The 18,157-nt window shown below is 39.7% G+C and carries 15 protein-coding genes; 7 read left to right on the top strand and 8 right to left on the bottom strand.

Annotation, left to right across the window (positions count from 1 at the left end; translation table 11 throughout):
* Nucleotides 1-181 precede the first annotated feature (181 nt).
* From HPC67_RS11715 to HPC67_RS11695, 5 genes are all read right to left on the bottom strand, one after another.
* A complete protein-coding gene (locus HPC67_RS11715) occupies nt 182-1,312 on the bottom strand; it encodes a CAP domain-containing protein (RefSeq protein WP_217588134.1) in 1,131 nt (376 codons plus the stop codon).
* 511 nt (nt 1,313-1,823) lie between these two features.
* On the bottom strand, nt 1,824-3,368 hold the full coding sequence (locus tag HPC67_RS11710; protein ID WP_217588132.1) for a hydantoinase/oxoprolinase N-terminal domain-containing protein: 1,545 nt from the start codon (nt 3,366-3,368) through the stop codon (nt 1,824-1,826).
* Nucleotides 3,365-4,459 carry an S-methyl thiohydantoin desulfurase family protein gene (locus HPC67_RS11705; RefSeq protein ID WP_217588130.1) on the bottom strand — a complete coding sequence of 365 codons (1,095 nt, stop codon included), beginning with the start codon at nt 4,457-4,459 and terminating at the stop codon, nt 3,365-3,367. The genes HPC67_RS11710 and HPC67_RS11705 overlap by 4 nt, the downstream gene beginning before the upstream one ends.
* Complete coding sequence (locus tag HPC67_RS11700) at nt 4,431-5,738, bottom strand: cytosine permease (RefSeq protein ID WP_246570030.1); 1,308 nt, start codon at nt 5,736-5,738, stop codon at nt 4,431-4,433. The genes HPC67_RS11705 and HPC67_RS11700 overlap by 29 nt, the downstream gene beginning before the upstream one ends.
* The gene (locus tag HPC67_RS11695) at nt 5,728-6,315 is read right to left on the bottom strand and encodes a TetR/AcrR family transcriptional regulator (protein ID WP_217588129.1); all 588 of its coding nucleotides are present in this window, start codon (nt 6,313-6,315) and stop codon (nt 5,728-5,730) included. The genes HPC67_RS11700 and HPC67_RS11695 overlap by 11 nt, the downstream gene beginning before the upstream one ends.
* A gap of 193 nt (nt 6,316-6,508) precedes the next feature.
* Here HPC67_RS11695 and HPC67_RS11690 point away from each other — a divergent pair, with 193 nt between their 5' ends.
* From HPC67_RS11690 to HPC67_RS11670, 5 genes are all read left to right on the top strand, one after another.
* Nucleotides 6,509-7,132 (top strand): fumarylacetoacetate hydrolase family protein, encoded by a 624-nt coding sequence (locus HPC67_RS11690; protein ID WP_217588128.1) that lies wholly within the window; start codon nt 6,509-6,511, stop codon nt 7,130-7,132.
* A 68-nt stretch (nt 7,133-7,200) separates the two neighbouring features.
* Entirely contained in the window at nt 7,201-7,671 is a 471-nt protein-coding gene (locus HPC67_RS11685; protein ID WP_217588126.1) for a GNAT family N-acetyltransferase, read from the top strand.
* A gap of 386 nt (nt 7,672-8,057) precedes the next feature.
* Entirely contained in the window at nt 8,058-9,617 is a 1,560-nt protein-coding gene (locus tag HPC67_RS11680) for a PTS sugar transporter (RefSeq protein WP_343327839.1), read from the top strand.
* A gap of 30 nt (nt 9,618-9,647) precedes the next feature.
* Complete coding sequence (locus tag HPC67_RS11675; protein ID WP_217588124.1) at nt 9,648-10,490, top strand: beta/alpha barrel domain-containing protein; 843 nt, start codon at nt 9,648-9,650, stop codon at nt 10,488-10,490.
* 389 nt (nt 10,491-10,879) lie between these two features.
* The gene (locus tag HPC67_RS11670) at nt 10,880-11,626 is read left to right on the top strand and encodes a GntR family transcriptional regulator (RefSeq protein ID WP_217588122.1); all 747 of its coding nucleotides are present in this window, start codon (nt 10,880-10,882) and stop codon (nt 11,624-11,626) included.
* Between the two features lie 105 nt (nt 11,627-11,731).
* Here HPC67_RS11670 and HPC67_RS11665 read toward each other — a convergent pair whose 3' ends face one another.
* Nucleotides 11,732-12,172: an OsmC family protein gene (locus HPC67_RS11665; RefSeq protein ID WP_217588120.1), complete on the bottom strand. Its 441-nt coding sequence runs from the start codon at nt 12,170-12,172 to the stop codon at nt 11,732-11,734.
* 273 nt (nt 12,173-12,445) lie between these two features.
* Between HPC67_RS11665 and HPC67_RS11660 the strand changes: the two genes are divergently transcribed.
* A complete protein-coding gene (locus HPC67_RS11660; RefSeq protein WP_217588119.1) occupies nt 12,446-13,516 on the top strand; it encodes a YkvI family membrane protein in 1,071 nt (356 codons plus the stop codon).
* Between the two features lie 104 nt (nt 13,517-13,620).
* Here the strand turns inward: HPC67_RS11660 and msrA are convergent, their stop codons facing one another.
* Nucleotides 13,621-14,352 (bottom strand): peptide-methionine (S)-S-oxide reductase MsrA, encoded by a 732-nt coding sequence (msrA, locus tag HPC67_RS11655; protein ID WP_217588118.1) that lies wholly within the window; start codon nt 14,350-14,352, stop codon nt 13,621-13,623.
* A 365-nt stretch (nt 14,353-14,717) separates the two neighbouring features.
* Here msrA and HPC67_RS11650 point away from each other — a divergent pair, with 365 nt between their 5' ends.
* Nucleotides 14,718-16,688, top strand: a complete 1,971-nt coding sequence (locus tag HPC67_RS11650; RefSeq protein WP_217588116.1) for an acetate--CoA ligase — start codon at nt 14,718-14,720, stop codon at nt 16,686-16,688.
* 103 nt (nt 16,689-16,791) lie between these two features.
* Here HPC67_RS11650 and brnQ read toward each other — a convergent pair whose 3' ends face one another.
* Entirely contained in the window at nt 16,792-18,081 is a 1,290-nt protein-coding gene (gene brnQ, locus HPC67_RS11645) for a branched-chain amino acid transport system II carrier protein (RefSeq protein ID WP_217588113.1), read from the bottom strand.
* Nucleotides 18,082-18,157: the final 76 nt, after the last annotated feature.

The raw sequence follows: 18,157 nt of genomic DNA, 5'->3' as shown, positions 1-18,157 counted from the left end.
ACAGGACGTCGCGGTTTTAGGCTTCCTTCCCCCTAACGCACTGCGGGGTCTCACCTATGCCTTCCTCCCACAGGGGTCTGCGTATATTTCCGGAGCTAATGTTAAGTATTGTTCTTTTTTTGAGTTAAACTATTAAGTTATGTCGCAGCTATCCTTCTTTTTTAGCTAAAGGATGTAGCCATTATTCCTCCCAAAACGTTTCAGTATAATAGGGATGTGTGTCGGCATTGAATGCGACGCCGATTGCAAGCGTATTGAAATCTTCTTTTAAGATGTTTTTTCGGTGTCCTGAAGAATTCATTAAACCTTCGTGCGCAAAGATACTGCTTGATTGTCCTGCCGCCAGGTTTTCACCAGCCATTCGATAGCTGATGCCGTCTTCTTTCATGCGATCAAAAGGAGACTGTCCTTCTAAGTTTTGATGGCTAAAATAACTGTTTTGCGCCATATCGATACTATGATCTCTCGCTGTTTTTAAAGCATTCTCTCCCCAAGAAAGCGGCTTAAGACCATGCACCACCCGAGCAGCGTTCGTTAAGTCGAATAATTGATATTCGAATCCTTTTTGCAGAGCGTCACTCGGATCTGGATAAAAAGATTTTTTCTGTTTCTCGAGCTGCTGATTAATGATTTGAACGGCAGTTACTGTATCATTTTCATGTTTGTCATAAAATAGTGTAATAAATTGACCGTCTATTTTAAACGTATCGTGATCGCCATTTGATTGAATATCGTAATTGATCAAGCCTTTGCGAATGTAGCGAAGAGGGTCTCCTAATTGTTCTCGGACAGCATCTCTTGAGCTCTCAAATGATACGCCCTGAGTCGAAGTTAGTAAATCCTGATTTGTATACAAGCCAACGACTTGATTTTGTTCGTTGTAGGCAGCCATAAAAAAATGATGATAGTTTTCGTGATAAGCAACCCAATCAACACCATATTCGTTTAAAGAAGCGCGCTGCGGTGGTCCAATTTCCTGTTCAACGTCTGATCGCTCATCGCCGATCTCGATGTTATATACTGAGAAAGACTGATTTGAAGGGGCAGCTAATTCGGGCTTTTCAGGAGGCGGTTGTCTGTTATTTCCTTCATTGTTCAGTTTCTCCTTTAGTGAATTCGTTAAATATTGCAATTCAAATTGAATACGATCAAAAACAGCAGGAAAGTTTGCTTTCTCTGAGATCATGTTCACGTCATGACGAACATCATCAACAACCCCATCTATTCCGGAGCTGTCATATGTGTCACCGTAAAAATGCCAAAAGACTGCTGAAATCAATATGAGCATCAATAGTTGTCGTATCCTTCTCACGTAAACACCCCTCCTGTCTGTTCATCTATTGTAGCAAGTTTTATAGATGGCTGTCATACCCTTATTATGGTATCGAACTTAAAAAGGGCTAAATCTTCCTTTATAATGTCATATTTTTGAATGGAATGAGGCTGAGTCAAGCTGATTAAATGTGTCCCAGACCATAATTTTAACGTTCGATTTGGTACTCAACATAATTTTAGCCATTATTTAATAGAAGTAAACGATGTATGTCATTTTTGAGTCAGGATGTTTTGATGAAGGTTGGGTTGAATGGTGTTGAACGTGAGGCATACTAGTGTGGAAATGAAAATATGCGTCGTATTAAAGATATTTGCGTCTCGATTTTTGTTTATGCGTTCAAGAAATGCTTTATAAGGCTGCATTTAGTTTTATACGTTTGTTTGAGTGTTTATAAGTTGCTTTTTTGATATATGCGTTTGGTGTGTTCTAAAATCAAAAAACACGCATACATAAGGGATGCTCCTTATTGTATGCGTGACATTGAAAATTAGAGCTTGAGAGGGCCGGCTGCTTTAACACGTACGAGAATCGCATTACCAGGCAGATATGCAAGCGGGAAGTCCTCTTGCTGAATAATGTCGGTCTTATCTGGATGAGCTCCAGCGTCAATAGCGAGCTGGATTGCTTCTTTGCGTGCAGAGTGGATGACGTCTTGATAGCTCTGATCCTCGAGTGGATAAATTCTCTCCACTGTTCCACTAATATCACCAAGAGCAGCACCAATTGCGTTGGCGACACCAGCATGCTCTGGTCGAATCACCGTGCTCGCACCTTTGAGTGATTCAGGCATAAGGTCTGCGCCACCGCCAACAAGTATCACTGGGATGTCTTCAGCACTTGTCTTCATCCGATCGATTGCTTGTTCAACTTTGTCTACGAGAAGTGGATAGATGCATGAGCTTGGAACAGATTTCACCTTATCAGTCTGAGCATCTTCTATGTGCATGGAGCCAGCTGCGATGGCAACGTCTGTCGCTGTTAATGTTTGACCACCGAATACGTATGCTTCTTCTGTGAGACGATAGCCAACACTTTCTGGGCCAACTTGCCAACGATCTCCTTGTTTATATATTTTAGTTCCGCCACCAAGGCCAATGGAGTAAATGTCGGGCATCCGGTAATTGGTTCGGACACCGCCAACTTCAACGGCTAAAGATGTTTGTCTTGGAAAGCCATTTGACAATACACCAATATCTGTCGTTGTACCTCCGATATCCACCACGATTGCATTAGGTTCTTTAGAAAGGTGAGCGGCACCTCGAATAGAGTTTGTGGGCCCACAAGCAATCGTGTAAATGGGATACTTTTGTGCAAAGTCGCTCGTCATCAATGTACCATCATTTTGTCCGAAAAAGATGTTTGCATCAATTTGCTTTGCAGCTAATGCACGCTCGAATTCTTGTGCAACATGCTTAATTGTTGTCATGAGTGCGGCATTTAAAATCGTAGCATTTTCTCTTTCGATCAGTCCAATTGAACCAATTTGACTGGATATCGAAATAGGTATTCCAGGCATCGCGTCAGCAAAAAAGCGTGCTGCCTGTTCTTCCTGCTCGCTAAGTACGGGTGAAAATACACCGATGATGGCAAGAGAGTCTACTTTTCCGCTTAGTTGATCTGCAGCTTTCTTCAATTCATTCCTATCAAGCTGTGATATCGGCGTACCATTGTATTCATACCCGCCGTGCACCATGACAGAAACGGCATTTAACTTTTTGACAAGGTCCTCTGGCCAATCTAGAAGCGGAGGAACTGCAGAACCTGAGGGCAGACAAAGCCGTATAATTCCTACTTTGTTTAGTGATTTGCGTTCTACAATAGCATTTGTGCAATGGGTCGTTCCGAGTGTTGCAATTTTTATATCTGCGGCATTTATTGTTGTATGATCAAGTAAATAACTGATGTTGTTCTCAATACCAGTGAAAATATCTTTCGTTGTGACAGATTTTGTGCTGGCGATAATGTCGTCGTTCTGGCCAAGGAGAACACCATCCGTATTTGTACCGCCCACATCTATACCAAGTCGAATCATCGTTTTATGCGCTCCTTTGCCAATGTTTCCAATGGAATATACTCATAGTCATATTTGAAGTATTTTGGACCGGCTGTCTGTATTCCAATTTCTGTGCGCCATTTCTCGTTGGCGGGGAATGCGACAATTACAGCACGAGCACCGTATTTCAGGCCTTCTGTTGTAATCGGCATACCGGTTTCTTCATCAAGTACTGCAATGAGGTCTGGCGTGATGGCAACGGGGTGACCGTCTACCTCTGCCAAGAGATGCTCATTTTGAAAGAAGAGCTTACACGTCTGGCTATTAAATTCATCCATGCCTTCGAATGTCGCCTCACCTTTTGTGAATCCCCCTTCAATACGACGTTCAATTAAGGTGGCTTTCCCTTTAAATAACTTGACGCCCTCTAAAATGTCGAGCATTTGTGTAATAGGGTGAATATCTGTCGTCACTTGTGTTGTCAGTAAAGCACCAATTTTACGAGCAAGACTTAATGTTCCGGGGATCACGCTTTGTTTAGCTTGTTTTCCCGATATGCCATAATCACATACGATGGATGAACCACCCATGGCTATCGTTACTTGTCTTGCCAGCTTTTCAGCCCAAAAGCCATCTACTGGACGGATTGTAACTGCATTGCCCTGCTCATCACCTATGGCTGCCACCCCTGGTTTTAGCCCGTCGAGATGAAATGTGACCATTTGTGCTTCAGGGAAGGCGCGTCCCATCGCATCTCCATCCAATATTGGCAAGCCATTCATCGCGGCAACTGCGACAGGAATGAGTGAGTTTACGCCTCCAATTTCGATCGGCATAATGACATCGGTCTTTGTCTCGGTTGCTTGTTCATACGCTTTTAGTGGCGCTGATAATTGCTCAAAGGAGGGGATTTTTTCAACGAGCACACTTGGTGATCCCATGCCAGAAGCAGGAAGTACCCGGGCATTGTCATCCAGTTCATCGACCGTAACGACACGGACAGGGCCGTACTTACGAATTGCTGCAAGTGCCATGAGGTTACCAATATAAGGGTCACCTCCACCGCCGGTACCAAGAACTGCAGCACCTACTGAAATATGTTTAATATCCTGTTCTGTTAACACGTTCATCCTGATATGCTCCTTTTGCTACACGACTTTTATAAATCGTAATAAAAATGGCTTGAAAAATAAATGCGACTACAAAACTATCTAAAGAGGGAATTGTCGTCAACGTAAAAAGCTGCAACCCAATAGGTGGGTCCATCGTTAACCAGCTTATAAATGCCCCAAGTGCCCATGCTAGAAGTGGAAGCAGTTTGAATGCCTTATGACCAACGTCGCTGAAAAATGTCTTGCCACCAATATAGTATGTTGCTGTGTATACGCCACCGATTGGTGCAATAAACATCGTCATAACAGTGAGGAAGTCTATAAAATAGTCATAGATTCCTAATACCGCCAGCATCGTGCCAACGAGCCCAGCAATTAATGTTAGAACTGCTTTGTTTGTTTTCGTGAATATAACTGATAAACTCAGCCCCGATGAATAAGCATTGCTCGTGTTTGTTGTCCACTGAGCGAGAATAAGGACTAAGATGCCTGGTATGCCGAGCCCAACTGTAATCATAATCGTTGTTAAGCTATCTTCATTCATGATGCGTGATAGAATCATAGCGATGATTATCATGAGACTATTACCAAAGAAAAATCCGAAAAAAGAGGCGAGGACAGCATCTTTTTTTGTTCGGGCCCATCGCGAAATGTCCGGTGATATCACGGCACCGACGACAAATATACTAATAACGAGTGAAATGGCCATTCCAATTGAAAAGATGTTATCGACAGGGCGAGACAGCTCTTCCAATCCAAACCGATTAACAGCAAAAACGATAGCAAGTACGATGAGTATGAGCAGTAATGGTACTGAAAACGAACTGAGTTTCTCAATTGCTTTGTATCCTATAATGGCTGTCGTCATCATGAGTATGCCACCAATTCCAGCAAGAAGTGGCATTGGGACATTAAGTCCAGTTACACTTTCAATTGCCACATAAGCGTTTTCTGCGAAGAATCCTGCCTGAACCCCAAACCAGCCGAGTAGCGATACCCCGAGGAAAAAGGATACAAATTTTGCCCCGGACAATCCGAATGTATACCGTGATATCATTGACGTAGATAATCCGGTAACAGCTCCTACATACGCACAAAACGCGGCCAGCACTCCGAGGATAACAGACCCGATCATTACGGCAAAAAGTGCATCTGTGAAATTCATGCCGTTACCGAGTGTCGCACCGAATAACATCCCTGATAAATCGATGCCCACGGCTATCCAAATCATACTGATAGACAGCCATTTCTTTCTTTCACCTACTGGTACTGGTTCTCTTGCATAATCATGATCCAAATTTCATTCCCCCTATTATTGTGTGCATTATCTCTTGTGCATAATCCAGCTGTTGATTTAAGGTGTCAGCGTCATACAATAGGGTCTCCCAGAATATCCCATCCATTAACAGAACAAATTGCATTGTGATGGCTGTTGTTTGCGAGGTGGAGATGTTTGGGATTTCCCGCTTGATAGAATCTGTTAACGCAACAAGTAGCCATTCATCAAATTGCTTCATATGCTTGTGGAGATATTGCCGGATTTTAGGTGGTGGTGACGTGATAAGAGATACGTATGCTGCAGTTTGATAGGCATTTTCTTTGTGATACGTGATTGAACCTTCAATGAGTGCACGGAATATGTCTACCAAAGGTTTATGTCGTACGTGACTAAAAACAGATTTCATGTGATCTAAGTGCCTTTCTAGCAGTCTTTGAAAGGCAGCTGTAAATACGTCCTCTTTATTTTTATAAAAAAAATAAATTGAAGCGGGCTTAATCCCAACCTCAGAGGCGATTTTTTGCATGGTTGCCCCTTGATAGCCGTGCTGTGAAAACTGATTGACTGCAGCATCCAGTATTTTTTCTTTTGTCAAAATCATCACCACCTAATAAATATTAGTCTGATGTTATACGACTCAAAATAATTTGTCAAGAAGTTTTTAGAATTTTTTTGTTATCATTATTGTACTAATAGCAAAGACTAATTGAATTTTTCATATAAGCGTACATCTTTGGTCTGTAATTGTTATAATGGTGAAACAAAACTGTTTTAGCGAGGTGACAGCTATGGACATCCGGAATATTTTTTGTGTTGGGCGAAACTACGCACGTCATGCAGAAGAGCTTGGTAATGCTGTGCCAAAGAAGCCAATGATCTTTACGAAACCAACGCATTCGTTGGCAAAGGCTGATGAGCAACATATTCGTTTTCCAGATAATCAAGGTGAAATTCATTATGAAATTGAACTTGTCCTGTACGTCGGACGCGATGTCGTAAATGAGGATTTCGTTGTGAGCGATGTCGTTACCCATATGGCACTTGGAATAGATTTCACACTAAGAGATGTTCAAACAGAGTTGAAACAAAAAGGTCATCCTTGGCTGCTAGCAAAAGGCTTTCAAAATGCAGCCGTTTTAACCGAATTTTGGCCTTATCCAGGTGAAGCTCAATGTAAAGATGTTCACTTTTCTTTAATCAAAAATGACGTGACTGTACAAGTTGGTCATATTAAGGACATGATATTTAGTTTTCAAACGCTTTTAACATATATTTATCAGACGTTTGGCTTGCGAAGCGGCGATATCATTTTTACAGGAACCCCTGCAGGTGTAGGTTCAATTGAGAACAATGACACATTCATACTAAACTGGGGGCATGAAGAAAAGGGTCGTTTTATTGTTGAGAAATAGCTAATTGGGATGCATTCTTCGTGAAAGTAGTTTGATCCCAAATCTAAATGTAGGTAGGAATTAAGTGAATGGAGATTGTGACACTTCAAGAGGCGGATATTGAGGCTATTGTATCATTGTTTTATGAAACGATTCATTTTGTTAATGCCAAAGACTATTCTCAAGTTGAGTTAAATGCTTGGGCACCGAAGACAGAAAAAGTGAGTAAAATAAAGGAATGGACAGCTTCATTAACAGAGAATATATCATTTGTTGCGAATATGAATGACACAGTAGTAGGGTTCTGTGATATGACGCAAGCAGGTTATTTAGATCGACTTTATGTTCATAAAGACTTTCAGGGGCAAGGAATTGCCACTGCTTTAGTTGAAAGGTTAGAAGGAGAAGCGAGGACGTTGAATCTAACAAGCATTACAACGTATGCAAGCATTACTGCTCAACCATTTTTTAAAGCTAAAGGGTTTACGATGGTTCATGCACAAACTGTAGAACGACAGGGCGTTAACCTAACAAATTATAAAATGATCAAACATATATAGAGGAAATCAATAATGAATTGTGTGCTTTTAAATAAGGAGGGTTAACACGCCAAACTATAATTTAAATATTTCCCAGGAAATATTGTTGAAGAGTGTCGAATGACGATTAACGTGATAACTAAATATGGTATTACAAAAATGCTGGTGGCAACAACAGCATTTTTTGATGAAAAAATATAATTTATCCACCCGATCTTTTTTATCGCGTCAATTTCATATAAAAAATCACATTGTTCATGAAAAAATAAACTTTTATTATTAAAAATTATAATAGTTGTTGACATTTTATTCTATACATTATATATTGTACGTATAATAAATGTACGTACATTTAAAAAAAGTCATGAGTATTCATTCTTACAAGTATAATTTTAGGAGTGAGCATTGTGAAAAAGGTAGCAATATTGGGCAGTAGTGGTGGGAATTTGTATAACTTAGGCGGGAAGGATCCGAACAAGCTCTTAACAGAGATTCTTGTTCAATGTAAAACTGCTGAGTTAAATGTAAGCGCTGTACAATTTATCGGTGCTGATGTGTCTATGGATTCGGCTAAGGATACCACAAAGGCAAGTCTGTTTACATGGGGTAATGGGGAAGTTAATGAAGTTTTTCGAGGAAATTTAAAAGAAACGAATATTAAAGCTCAGCAAGAGGATGAACGAATTGCTCAATTGATTGAGGATGGCGAGATTGATGGCTTAATTGTAATGAGCATTGATGCAGACTTTGCCAATAAAGCAGCTATTTTAGCAGCAGTTGAAAAGAAGTTGCCAATTGTTGGAACAGGTGGTACTGCTATGGCAAATATTAGTTCAAAGGGTGCAAATGTAATTTCAACTTCGGGGACGACTGGCACTACCAACCGCACAAGAGCAATATCCTTTGTATCTTCTTTGACAAGGCACTGGGGCTTAAAATACAGACCTGCGTTTACAAAGTCAACTGATGCACAGAGCAAGAAAGGTGAAGGTTCCGGGTTCAAAAAGATAAATATTAGGGGAATTATGATTTCCTCTTTACCTGCATTTATTTCAATGGCACTAATTCTTGCTCTGAGTAAGATTCCTATGTTTGAAGGGCTTGGTGATGTATTTGACATAATTATTAAAGCGCTTCCAGTTGTGTTGGCTGTAATTGCTGCTAAGCAAGTATCTGATCTCGATGAAGTATCCATTGTTGCGGGTATTATTGCTGGTGTGCTTTCAGTGGATGGTGGCATTATTGGTGGTATTATTGGCGGTATTGGAGCTGGTTTGCTAGTTCAGTTCTTATTCATGAAATGTGTGCAATGGCGTTTCCCAATGACAACGGTTAACATTGTTGCAGGTGGTCTATCGGGTGTTGTTTCAGGTTTACTCGTATATTATTTAGTTGGACCAGTTGCTTTAATGCTTGGTGATTATATTAAACTTCTCATTGAACAGACTATTGCATTTAGTCCAATTCTTGCTGGCGCTATTGCAGGGTTGCTTATATGGCCTGCAATATTGGGCGGGGTTTATCATGCGGCCATCTTGCCTATTGTGCTATTAGAGATGGAACAAACAGGTGTAAGCTTTCTCGGTGCTGTTGATATGGTTGGGCTTGTCATGGTTGCAGCTGGCATAAACTTGGCAAATATTTTATTCCCAAGAGACAAGGGGGAAGCAGCAATCGCAACACCAGGTTTTATGATAAACTTAGGATTTGGAACTTTTGTTGAATCAGCCTATCCTTTCATGTTTTCAAATAAAGTTGTATTTGCAGGAGCGATTTTATCTGGGGGAATTGGTGGAATGCTTGTTGGGATATTTGATGTTAGAGGAACTGCTTATTTACCAACGTTCGTAGCACCTTTTGCTTCAAATAATCTCATTGGATTGATTGTTGCTATGGTAAGCTCTTTACTCTGTGCCTTCTTAATTACGGCATTTGCAAACAAAGCACTTAAAGCAAAAAAAGCGTAACACAACAAATATTTAAAAGGAGTGTTTTAAATGTTTAATGGTGATATGGAACAAAAAAGAACACGTGCTATGAAAAAGGTCTGGGATGCCATCGAGGATCATGGTGGTCAAACATTACTTAGTACAGGTATTACAGGTGACGATGCTAGAATTGCCAAGGCTGTCGTTGAATCAGGAATAAAGTTACTTGAACCGAATCACCCTGCAGTTGCTCTGGCAAGGGGACATAAAGGTGTCACATCTATGCATGACGCTGAGATGATTCGCCATGAAATAAGTTTACAGGAAATGGCAAAAGTTACAAAAGGGGTAAGAAATACAGTAGGCGAAGAGCCGTTTATAACTGTAGGTGTACCTGGTGGGTTTACAGAAGTGATACCGGTTGTTCTTGAAGAAGCTGATTTCCATTTGATGTCGGTTAGTGGTGCGGATGGTTTGCATACACATAAATCTAACCTTCATGATTTGGAGGAACTTGTAAAAGTTTCGCACAAATATGGTTTGACTGTCGATGCTTATATTGGACACCCTAGTGATTTGCATACATTCGGTTTACCAGCCGAAATGCCTGAGGATGTGGCTCATGTTGCTAGGCAGATGGAAGATGTCGGTGTTGATATGATAGGTCTTATGACAGGAATGAGTTATGAAGGTGTTGCAGCAGGAGATATACCGAACATTGTTAAAGAACGTCTTCATGCTCTCGTATCCACAGTTAAAGTACCAACCTTAGCAGAAGGTGGCATTAATACTGAAAATGTAAAAGCTTTCCGTGATACAGGCGTTCATATTATTGTTGTCGGTACAGCGCTTGATGATGAAGTGAAAAGAGCAGCACAACAAGTCGCTAAACAGTTTATTCATATAAAATAACTATTAATGAGATATTAAAAAGAGTACGTATTAAATAACGTAGTTCACTTTTGATGGAAATAAATAAAACTAATTAAATGGCATACCAAATCGCAGTATGATTGGTATGCTATTTTTCTTTTATATAAGAGATATAAGATATAGTAAAATTATATACTCAAACGAACGTGAGCAGTAGAAAATAATAGGTTTTTATAGTAATTTAAGGAAATAGATGATGTGAATTTTGGTTATTTGTTATGTTAATAATTCTGCGGTATAGCTTAACCGGGACCAAAGTTATATATTCTATAAAATGTAACAATAAATTATAACTTTGTTTTGGTGGAAAATATATCCTAAGTATATGATAATATAATTGTACGTACTGTTGAATGAAGGTGATTGATATGACTGATTTTTTAAAGGATAATGCATTAGGACCTATTTACAAACAAGTTTATATATGGATGAAAAAAAAGATGGTTTCTGGTGAATGGAATGCAGGTGACCAAATACCTCCAGAAGTTGTTTTAAGTGCTGATTTAAAAGTGAGTCGCCACACAATTAGAAAAGCCCTTGAGTTATTGATGAACGAAGGATATTTATTTAGACAGCCAGGGAAAGGAACATTTGTTAATCAAAAAAAATCTAATTATGAGCTATCTTATCTAACAAGCTTTACTGAGCAAATGAAAGCACTTAATCGAATTCCTTCTTCAAAAATAATTGATATTAAAAACAATGTTGTTCCGGATAGACAACTGAAAGAGAAGTTAGCTTTGTCTGAGTATGAACGTTTGATAAAAATATATCGTCTACGTTTGGCTGATAATGAACCCATGTCATTAGAGGAAGTTTATATGAACAATAAATTGGCGCCAGATCTTCATAAAAAGGATTTAGGCTGTCAATCCTTATATACCATACTTGAAGAGGATTATCAGTTAACGATTGACAGAGGAGATATGATTCTTGGGGCTGCAGCTGCTAATCAACATCAAGCAGAATTATTGAATGTCAGAGAGGACAGTCCTCTCGTTTATATGGAATGCTTGACTTATCTTCATCATCAGCGGCCTGCATTTTTAACGTTCGCAAGATATCCATATGATCGTTATATTTTTTCCCTCAATCTTACTCGAAATAATAGTTAACAATCATTAAACTTTTTCGGGATTTGTCTAAAAAATATTTAAAACAATTATTATCTGATTTAACAGCCTTGCTCTCAAAAACAGAAAGCAAGGCTGTTTAGTCCATTATTCAATAATGATTTTATTGAGCTTCGTTGTGACCGTGTTAGCAATTGTATCGCCAACTGGACATGTGTTTTCAATAAACTCAATAAATTCCTCGACTTTTTCTTTTGGTTCATCGGTTTTGATATGAATGTTATAGCGGATTTCACTATAGCCTTTTCGCACATCTGATTTACCTAAAAAGCCGTCTGTATCTAAATCCCCTTCAAGTTCAACACGAAAATCACTGAAGGTAATACCAAATTTTCCAGCAAAAGCGCCTGCAACGATGGACTGACATGCACCTAATGCACATAATACCAACTCTACAGGATTCATGCCTGTATCTGTACCACCTAAGCTCTTAGGCTCATCCACAGTGATTTCAAAATTTCTTGATTGCGCTTTTACTTGTACCCCTTTTTGCAAGTGAGCTGTCGCGTTAAAGGTTGTTTTGGGCATCTCTATAGACCACCTTTTATGAAGTTGAGTCATGATACACACTTATTGTACAGCATAAGACCAAAATCATTCATGATGATATTGAAAAGGGAGATGCAAAAATGATGATGTTACAAAAATGTAAAAAACATTTATTTCTTTCAGTGAAACACGCTTCCCCCACTTTATGATAAACTGGAAAGGTGTCATCTACATAATTCGACACATCATGTCATGCTATTATTAAAATCAGGCATCACACATGAGGCACACACAAACAAGGATGAGGGACATATGAAGGAAATTCTTAAGATCGGTAGTGCGTTTATTGGTATTATTGTTGGCGCAGGATTTGCGTCAGGGCAGGAAATTTTACAATATTTTACGAGCTTTGGCTATTGGGGGATTGCTGGAGCAATCGTTGCGACAGCTTTGTTTGCTTTTCTAGGTATGACGATCACCAGACTTGGTAGCAGGCTAAAGGCTGAATCACATAAAGATGTTATTTATACGATAAGTGGACGTTATCTCGGTTTAATTGTTGATTACATTATCATAATGACCTTATTTGGCGTCGGAGTTGTGATGATTGCAGGTGCAGGTTCTATATTTAGCCAGCAATTTGGACTTTCAGCCATTCTAGGAACGATGGTCATGACAACGCTCGTAATATTGACAATTATGCTGGACGTAGAACGTGTTGTTTCAGTTATTGGGAGTATTACACCATTTTTATTAATTGCTATTTTAGGTATAGCTGTATATAGTCTTATGACACTGTCTGAACCATTTAGTATTCTTAATCCAATCGCTCAAGCACAAGAAACAACATTACCAAATTGGTTTGTTTCGGCCATTAATTATGTGTCGTTTAATATTGCAGTTGGTGTATCGATGGCCCTTGTTATGGGAGGAGCCGAACAGAATGAAAAGAAGGCAGCTTTAGGAGGATTACTCGGTGGCCTCGGCATTGGAATACTGATTATGTTGAGTCACTTGGCGATATTTTCAAAAATAAAGACAGTCGCAAACGTTGACATGCCGACATTGCAAATTGTAAACGATATTTCACCTGTTTTAGGTATATTGATGGCAGTCATTTTGTTTTGCATGATTTTTAATACGGCAGTTAGTATGTTTTTTTCATTTGGTGCCCGGTTCACGACCTTAGGAACTCCACAATTTAAACGGTTTGTTATCATAACAGTATTGGTTGGATTTGCAGCAAGCTTTGTTGGCTTTACAGATTTGGTTGCATTGTTTTATCCGTTTATTGGGTATCTCGGTTTGTTTCTTATTTTAACGCTTTTAATTGCAACTGTTCGCCAGCCAGGTAGACGAGCAGAGAAAAGTAGACCACAATGATTTATCATTAAGTGTGTTTTAAAGAAAAGAAGGATATCCGACTGTGTTCAAGTAAACATGAGTGGATATCCTTTTTTAGCATATCGGTTTTTAACTTCTCAAGGTCACTTACTCAAAGACTGCACAATGGCTTTATCTTTTGAGATGGGATCTATTGTAAATGTGTTTAAGATGCTTAGATTGATGTGACAATAACCGTTTGGATTCTTTTCTAAATAATCTTGGTGTTCATCTTCTGCTCGATAAAAATTTTTAAGAGGTTTTGCTTCTGTTACGATGTCATCATCATATTGTTTTTGTTGTTCATGAATAACTGTTTCTATGACGGATGCGTCAGCCTGTTCTTCATAGTAGATGCCAGTCCGGTATTGAACGCCGATATCGTTTCCTTGTTGATTGACTGATGTTGGATCAATGACGAGAAATAGCTTATTGATTAAGGATTCAAGGCTAACGCGCTGAGGGTCATATTTGATGCGAACAGTCTCAGCAAACTTCCCTTTTCCGATTACAACATCTTCATATTTAGGGTTTACACCTTCTCCGTTAGCATAGCCTGACGTTACATCATAGACGCCATATATGCGTGCCATAAATGCTTCTACACCCCAAAAACATCCGCCAGCAAAATAGATCGTATTAAGTTCTATGTTTGTCCAGTCAAGATGATCGTTAATGTTTCGAACATCGCCCTTTAGGACGTATCCATCTTGCTGTGAGGCTGTATTGTTAGTCACCTGTTGATGCTTGACCGGTTCGTGGTTTTGCGGGAAAGAGCAGGCTGATAAAGTCAAGATCAGCAGTGTTATAGCAACGTACGTCTTTTTGAATGCCATGTTACATACCTCCTATAAAACAGTGTCACTTATAAAGCAACGCCATAGTACCCCTTTTATAATACGACATGAACCGTTACATATGCTATTTTTATGTTTGAATATTCCTTATATATGCTTTTGTGTCAAAAATGTGTCTGTGGAAATGTTCATCATAAACGATTAATATCAAGGGATTACACTGTACGAACAATACTTGACCAAGCAACTTTGCAATAATTTATATGGGATTTTTTTTGTTAAAAGACTGTTCAAATCGACTATGATATATATATAATAGTACCTAGTCATAACATCTAATGTTAATGACAGGGACTAAAAAATAATCGGATCCGTCAAAGAGCCAACGTTTAGGAGGAATATGGATGGATGTTCAAAGCATTTTAAAGATGGTCAGTGCGAGCCGCCTCGTAGAACCGAGTGACGATAAGGCTGGTAAAACGACCATTGGTAGTCGTCTAGCATTTGACGATATGCTCAATAAATCACAGGAAAACCCTGAGCAATTTTGGGATCGTGTCGCCCATGAACTTGTTTGGTATAAACCATGGACAGAAACGATGAGTGGTGGATTCCCTAATTTCAAATTTTTTGTTGATGGCATTAGTAACCCATGTGTCAACTTATTGGATCGCCATGTCAATAATGGCGGCGGCAATCGTACAGCTCTAATTTGGGAAGGGGAAAATGGTGATAAGGCCTTTTTTACGTACAATATGCTATTGGCAGAAGTGAATCGCTTTGCTAATGTGCTTAAGTCATTTGGTGTGCAAAAAGGTGATGGTGTAGCTATTTATATGCCGAATCTACCTGAGGCATTTATCGCTATTCTTGCATGTTTCCGTTTAGGTGCCGTTTATAATGCTGTGTTTTCTGGATTTTCTCCAAAAGCACTTGAGGATCGGTTGATTCATTTTGAACCGAAAGTTGTTGTAACTGCAGACGCGTCCGAACGACGTGGCAAATTGATACAATTAAAAGATAAAGTTGATGAGGTTGTTGGTCATGTATCCTCGATAGAGGCTGTCATTGTAGTCGACCGTATGCATACACCACTAAGTATGAAACCAGGGCGAGATTTTTATTGGCATCAGCTTCGCGAACAAGCGTCTAATCACTGTGAACCAGAGCACATAGAAGCGAATGAGCCGGGTATCGTATTTTACACAAGTGGAACGACTGGCAAGCCTAAAGGTGTCGTTCATGCTGGGATGGCATTTGTCGTGCAAAATTACATTTATAGCAAATATCATTTAGATTTACATGATGATGATGTATTCTGGTGTTCTGCTGATATTGGATGGTTAACGATGCATATTTGGGGAATTGTAGGGGCATTAGCAAATGGTATTACAACAGTTGTCTATGAAGGTGCGCCCGACTATCCAAGCCAAGATCGTTTTTATGAAATTTTAGATCATTATCGTGTCACGAAATGGTTTACTGCACCAACAGTGCTTCGAATGCTAAAAAGTATGGGAACTGAAACCTTTGAAAATCGCGATTTATCATGTCTTGATGTAATCGCGCTTGTGGGAGAACCGTTTGATCAGGCAACATGGGAGTGGACTTATGACGTACTCGGCGATAAACGTATTTGTATTAATAATACGTGGGGACAGACAGAAACAGCGGGCACACCACTTGCAGGTGCAGCGTGGTTAACACCAATGAAGCCAGGGTCTGCGGGCATTCCATTTTTCGGAATTGATATGGCAGTTGTTGATGACGCTGGGCATCCAGTGGAACCAGGAACAGTTGGTAATCTTGTCATTCGTAAGCCATTTCCGATGCTATGCCGTACGCTATGGCGAGAACATGATCGCTACATCGCCTCTTATTATAGTCAAGTCGAGGGATGCTACTATGCAAGTGATCTCGGGCTTGTCGATAAGGATGGTCATTATTGGGTCGTTGGCCGTTCAGATGATGCGTTTAATGTCGCTGGTCATCGTTTAAGCACGATGGAAATGGAGTCTGCGGTTCTAGAAGTTCCAACCGTAGCCGAGACTGCTGTTATAGGTGTTCCGGATAAAATTAAGGGAGAAGTCCCAGTCGTATTTGTGCGGCTTCTTGATGGGCACCTTGACAAAGATGAGATTAAACAAGCGATCTCGGATCAAATTGTCGATCAGATTGGTAAAATCGCCCGACCTAAAACAATCATTGTCGCTGATGTACTTCCTAAAACATTAAGCAGTAAAATAATGCGACGGTTATTGAAGGAAATTGTTTTAAATGGAAATGTAAGTGGAGACATAACCGGTTTAGAAAATCCAAGCTCTGTTGAACATATTAAAAAGCTTGCAGGTGGCATGTTTCAAGAAGCGGAATAAAGCTGTATATCGTTGGACATGAAGGTGTCCAAATCAAATAGAAACCAGAAGGAATTCGATCCTTCTGGTTTCTATTTATGATTTAAAGGTATTCTATTCCATATTATGCTTTTTTATAATTGAAGGCTCCTATGACATGTCCGAAAATGCCTCCAATAATTGCTGGTACGAGCCAACCAAGTCCAGCTGCAAATAAAGGTAATTGAACCATAAAAGGTTTGAATGTGGATAAATCAAAGCCAAATGCTGTTAAACCATCATATAGGCTGAATAAAGCTGTCATAAAGATCGTGCCCCGGTATACGCTCTGCTTGTGTTGTAAGAAAGGATATAAAAATGCTAGGATAATAACAGCAATCGCGATCGGATACAAGAATACAAGGACTGGAACCGAAATGGAGATAATGGTATTGAGTCCTTGATTCGCGATAATGAAACTGACGAGCGTGACAAGAACTGCAACTTTCCCGTAAGACAATTTGGTAATTCGAGAAAAAAATTGCCCGGCAGCTACGACGAGACCAACAGATGTCGTAAAACATGCCAATGCTACGATTACACCTAACAACAAGGCCCCAAAGCTTCCAAATATATGCTCGGCCGCCGCTGAGAGAATATCGCCTCCGTTAGAAAAAGTCCCAAACGTTCCCATCTTAGCACCAATCCACCCGATCGATACGTAAACCAATACAAGCCCTAGCCCAGTAATTAAACCAGATTTAAGTGTTTCTTTAATTAATGTAGACTTCTTAGTGATGCCTTCATTTCTATATGCCGACACAACAATGATACCAAATGCCAAAGCCCCTATTGCATCCATTGTAAGATACCCTTCAACAAATCCTTTGAAAAATGGTGCGGATGCATATTTTGGACTCGGTTCTGAAAATGGGGTATCGAGAACGAATACGGCACCAACAATCAGTACAACAATTGAGAGCAATAAAATTGGTGTTAATAATTGCCCAATACGATCAACGATTTTTGCCGGATTTAAGCTGACAATGAGAACCAACACGAAAAAAATGCCGGTAAATAAAAAAAGCATCCATGGAGATGTCTGAATAAACGGTTCAACACTCATCTCATAGGCAACTGATGCTGCACGTGGTATACCGAAAAAAGGTGCAATCGCCAAGTATATTAATGATGTAAATATGAGACCAAAAATTGGATGAACACGATCAGAGAGCTCTCTTTCGTCACTTTTGACGAGTGCAATCGCAGCAACAGCAAAAATTGGTAGTCCAACGCCAGTAATGACGAATCCAGTTATGGCACTCCAGAATGATGTGCCTGCCTCTAGTCCAAGCATAGGTGGATAAATTAAGTTGCCTGCTCCAAAGAATAGCGCAAACAACATAAACCCAATAATAAAAGTTGATTTGTTCATGGTGTGTCCTCCTGAAAGTCCGTAAAAGATGTGTAATACATAACAATCTAAATATTAAGACAATAAAGCGTTGAAG

Origin of the sequence: Lentibacillus saliphilus, from assembly GCF_019093865.1 — a bacterium.
Taxonomy (GTDB): Bacteria; Bacillota; Bacilli; order Bacillales; family Amphibacillaceae; genus Lentibacillus_B; species Lentibacillus_B saliphilus.
This window is presented reverse-complemented; position numbering and strand designations above follow the sequence as displayed.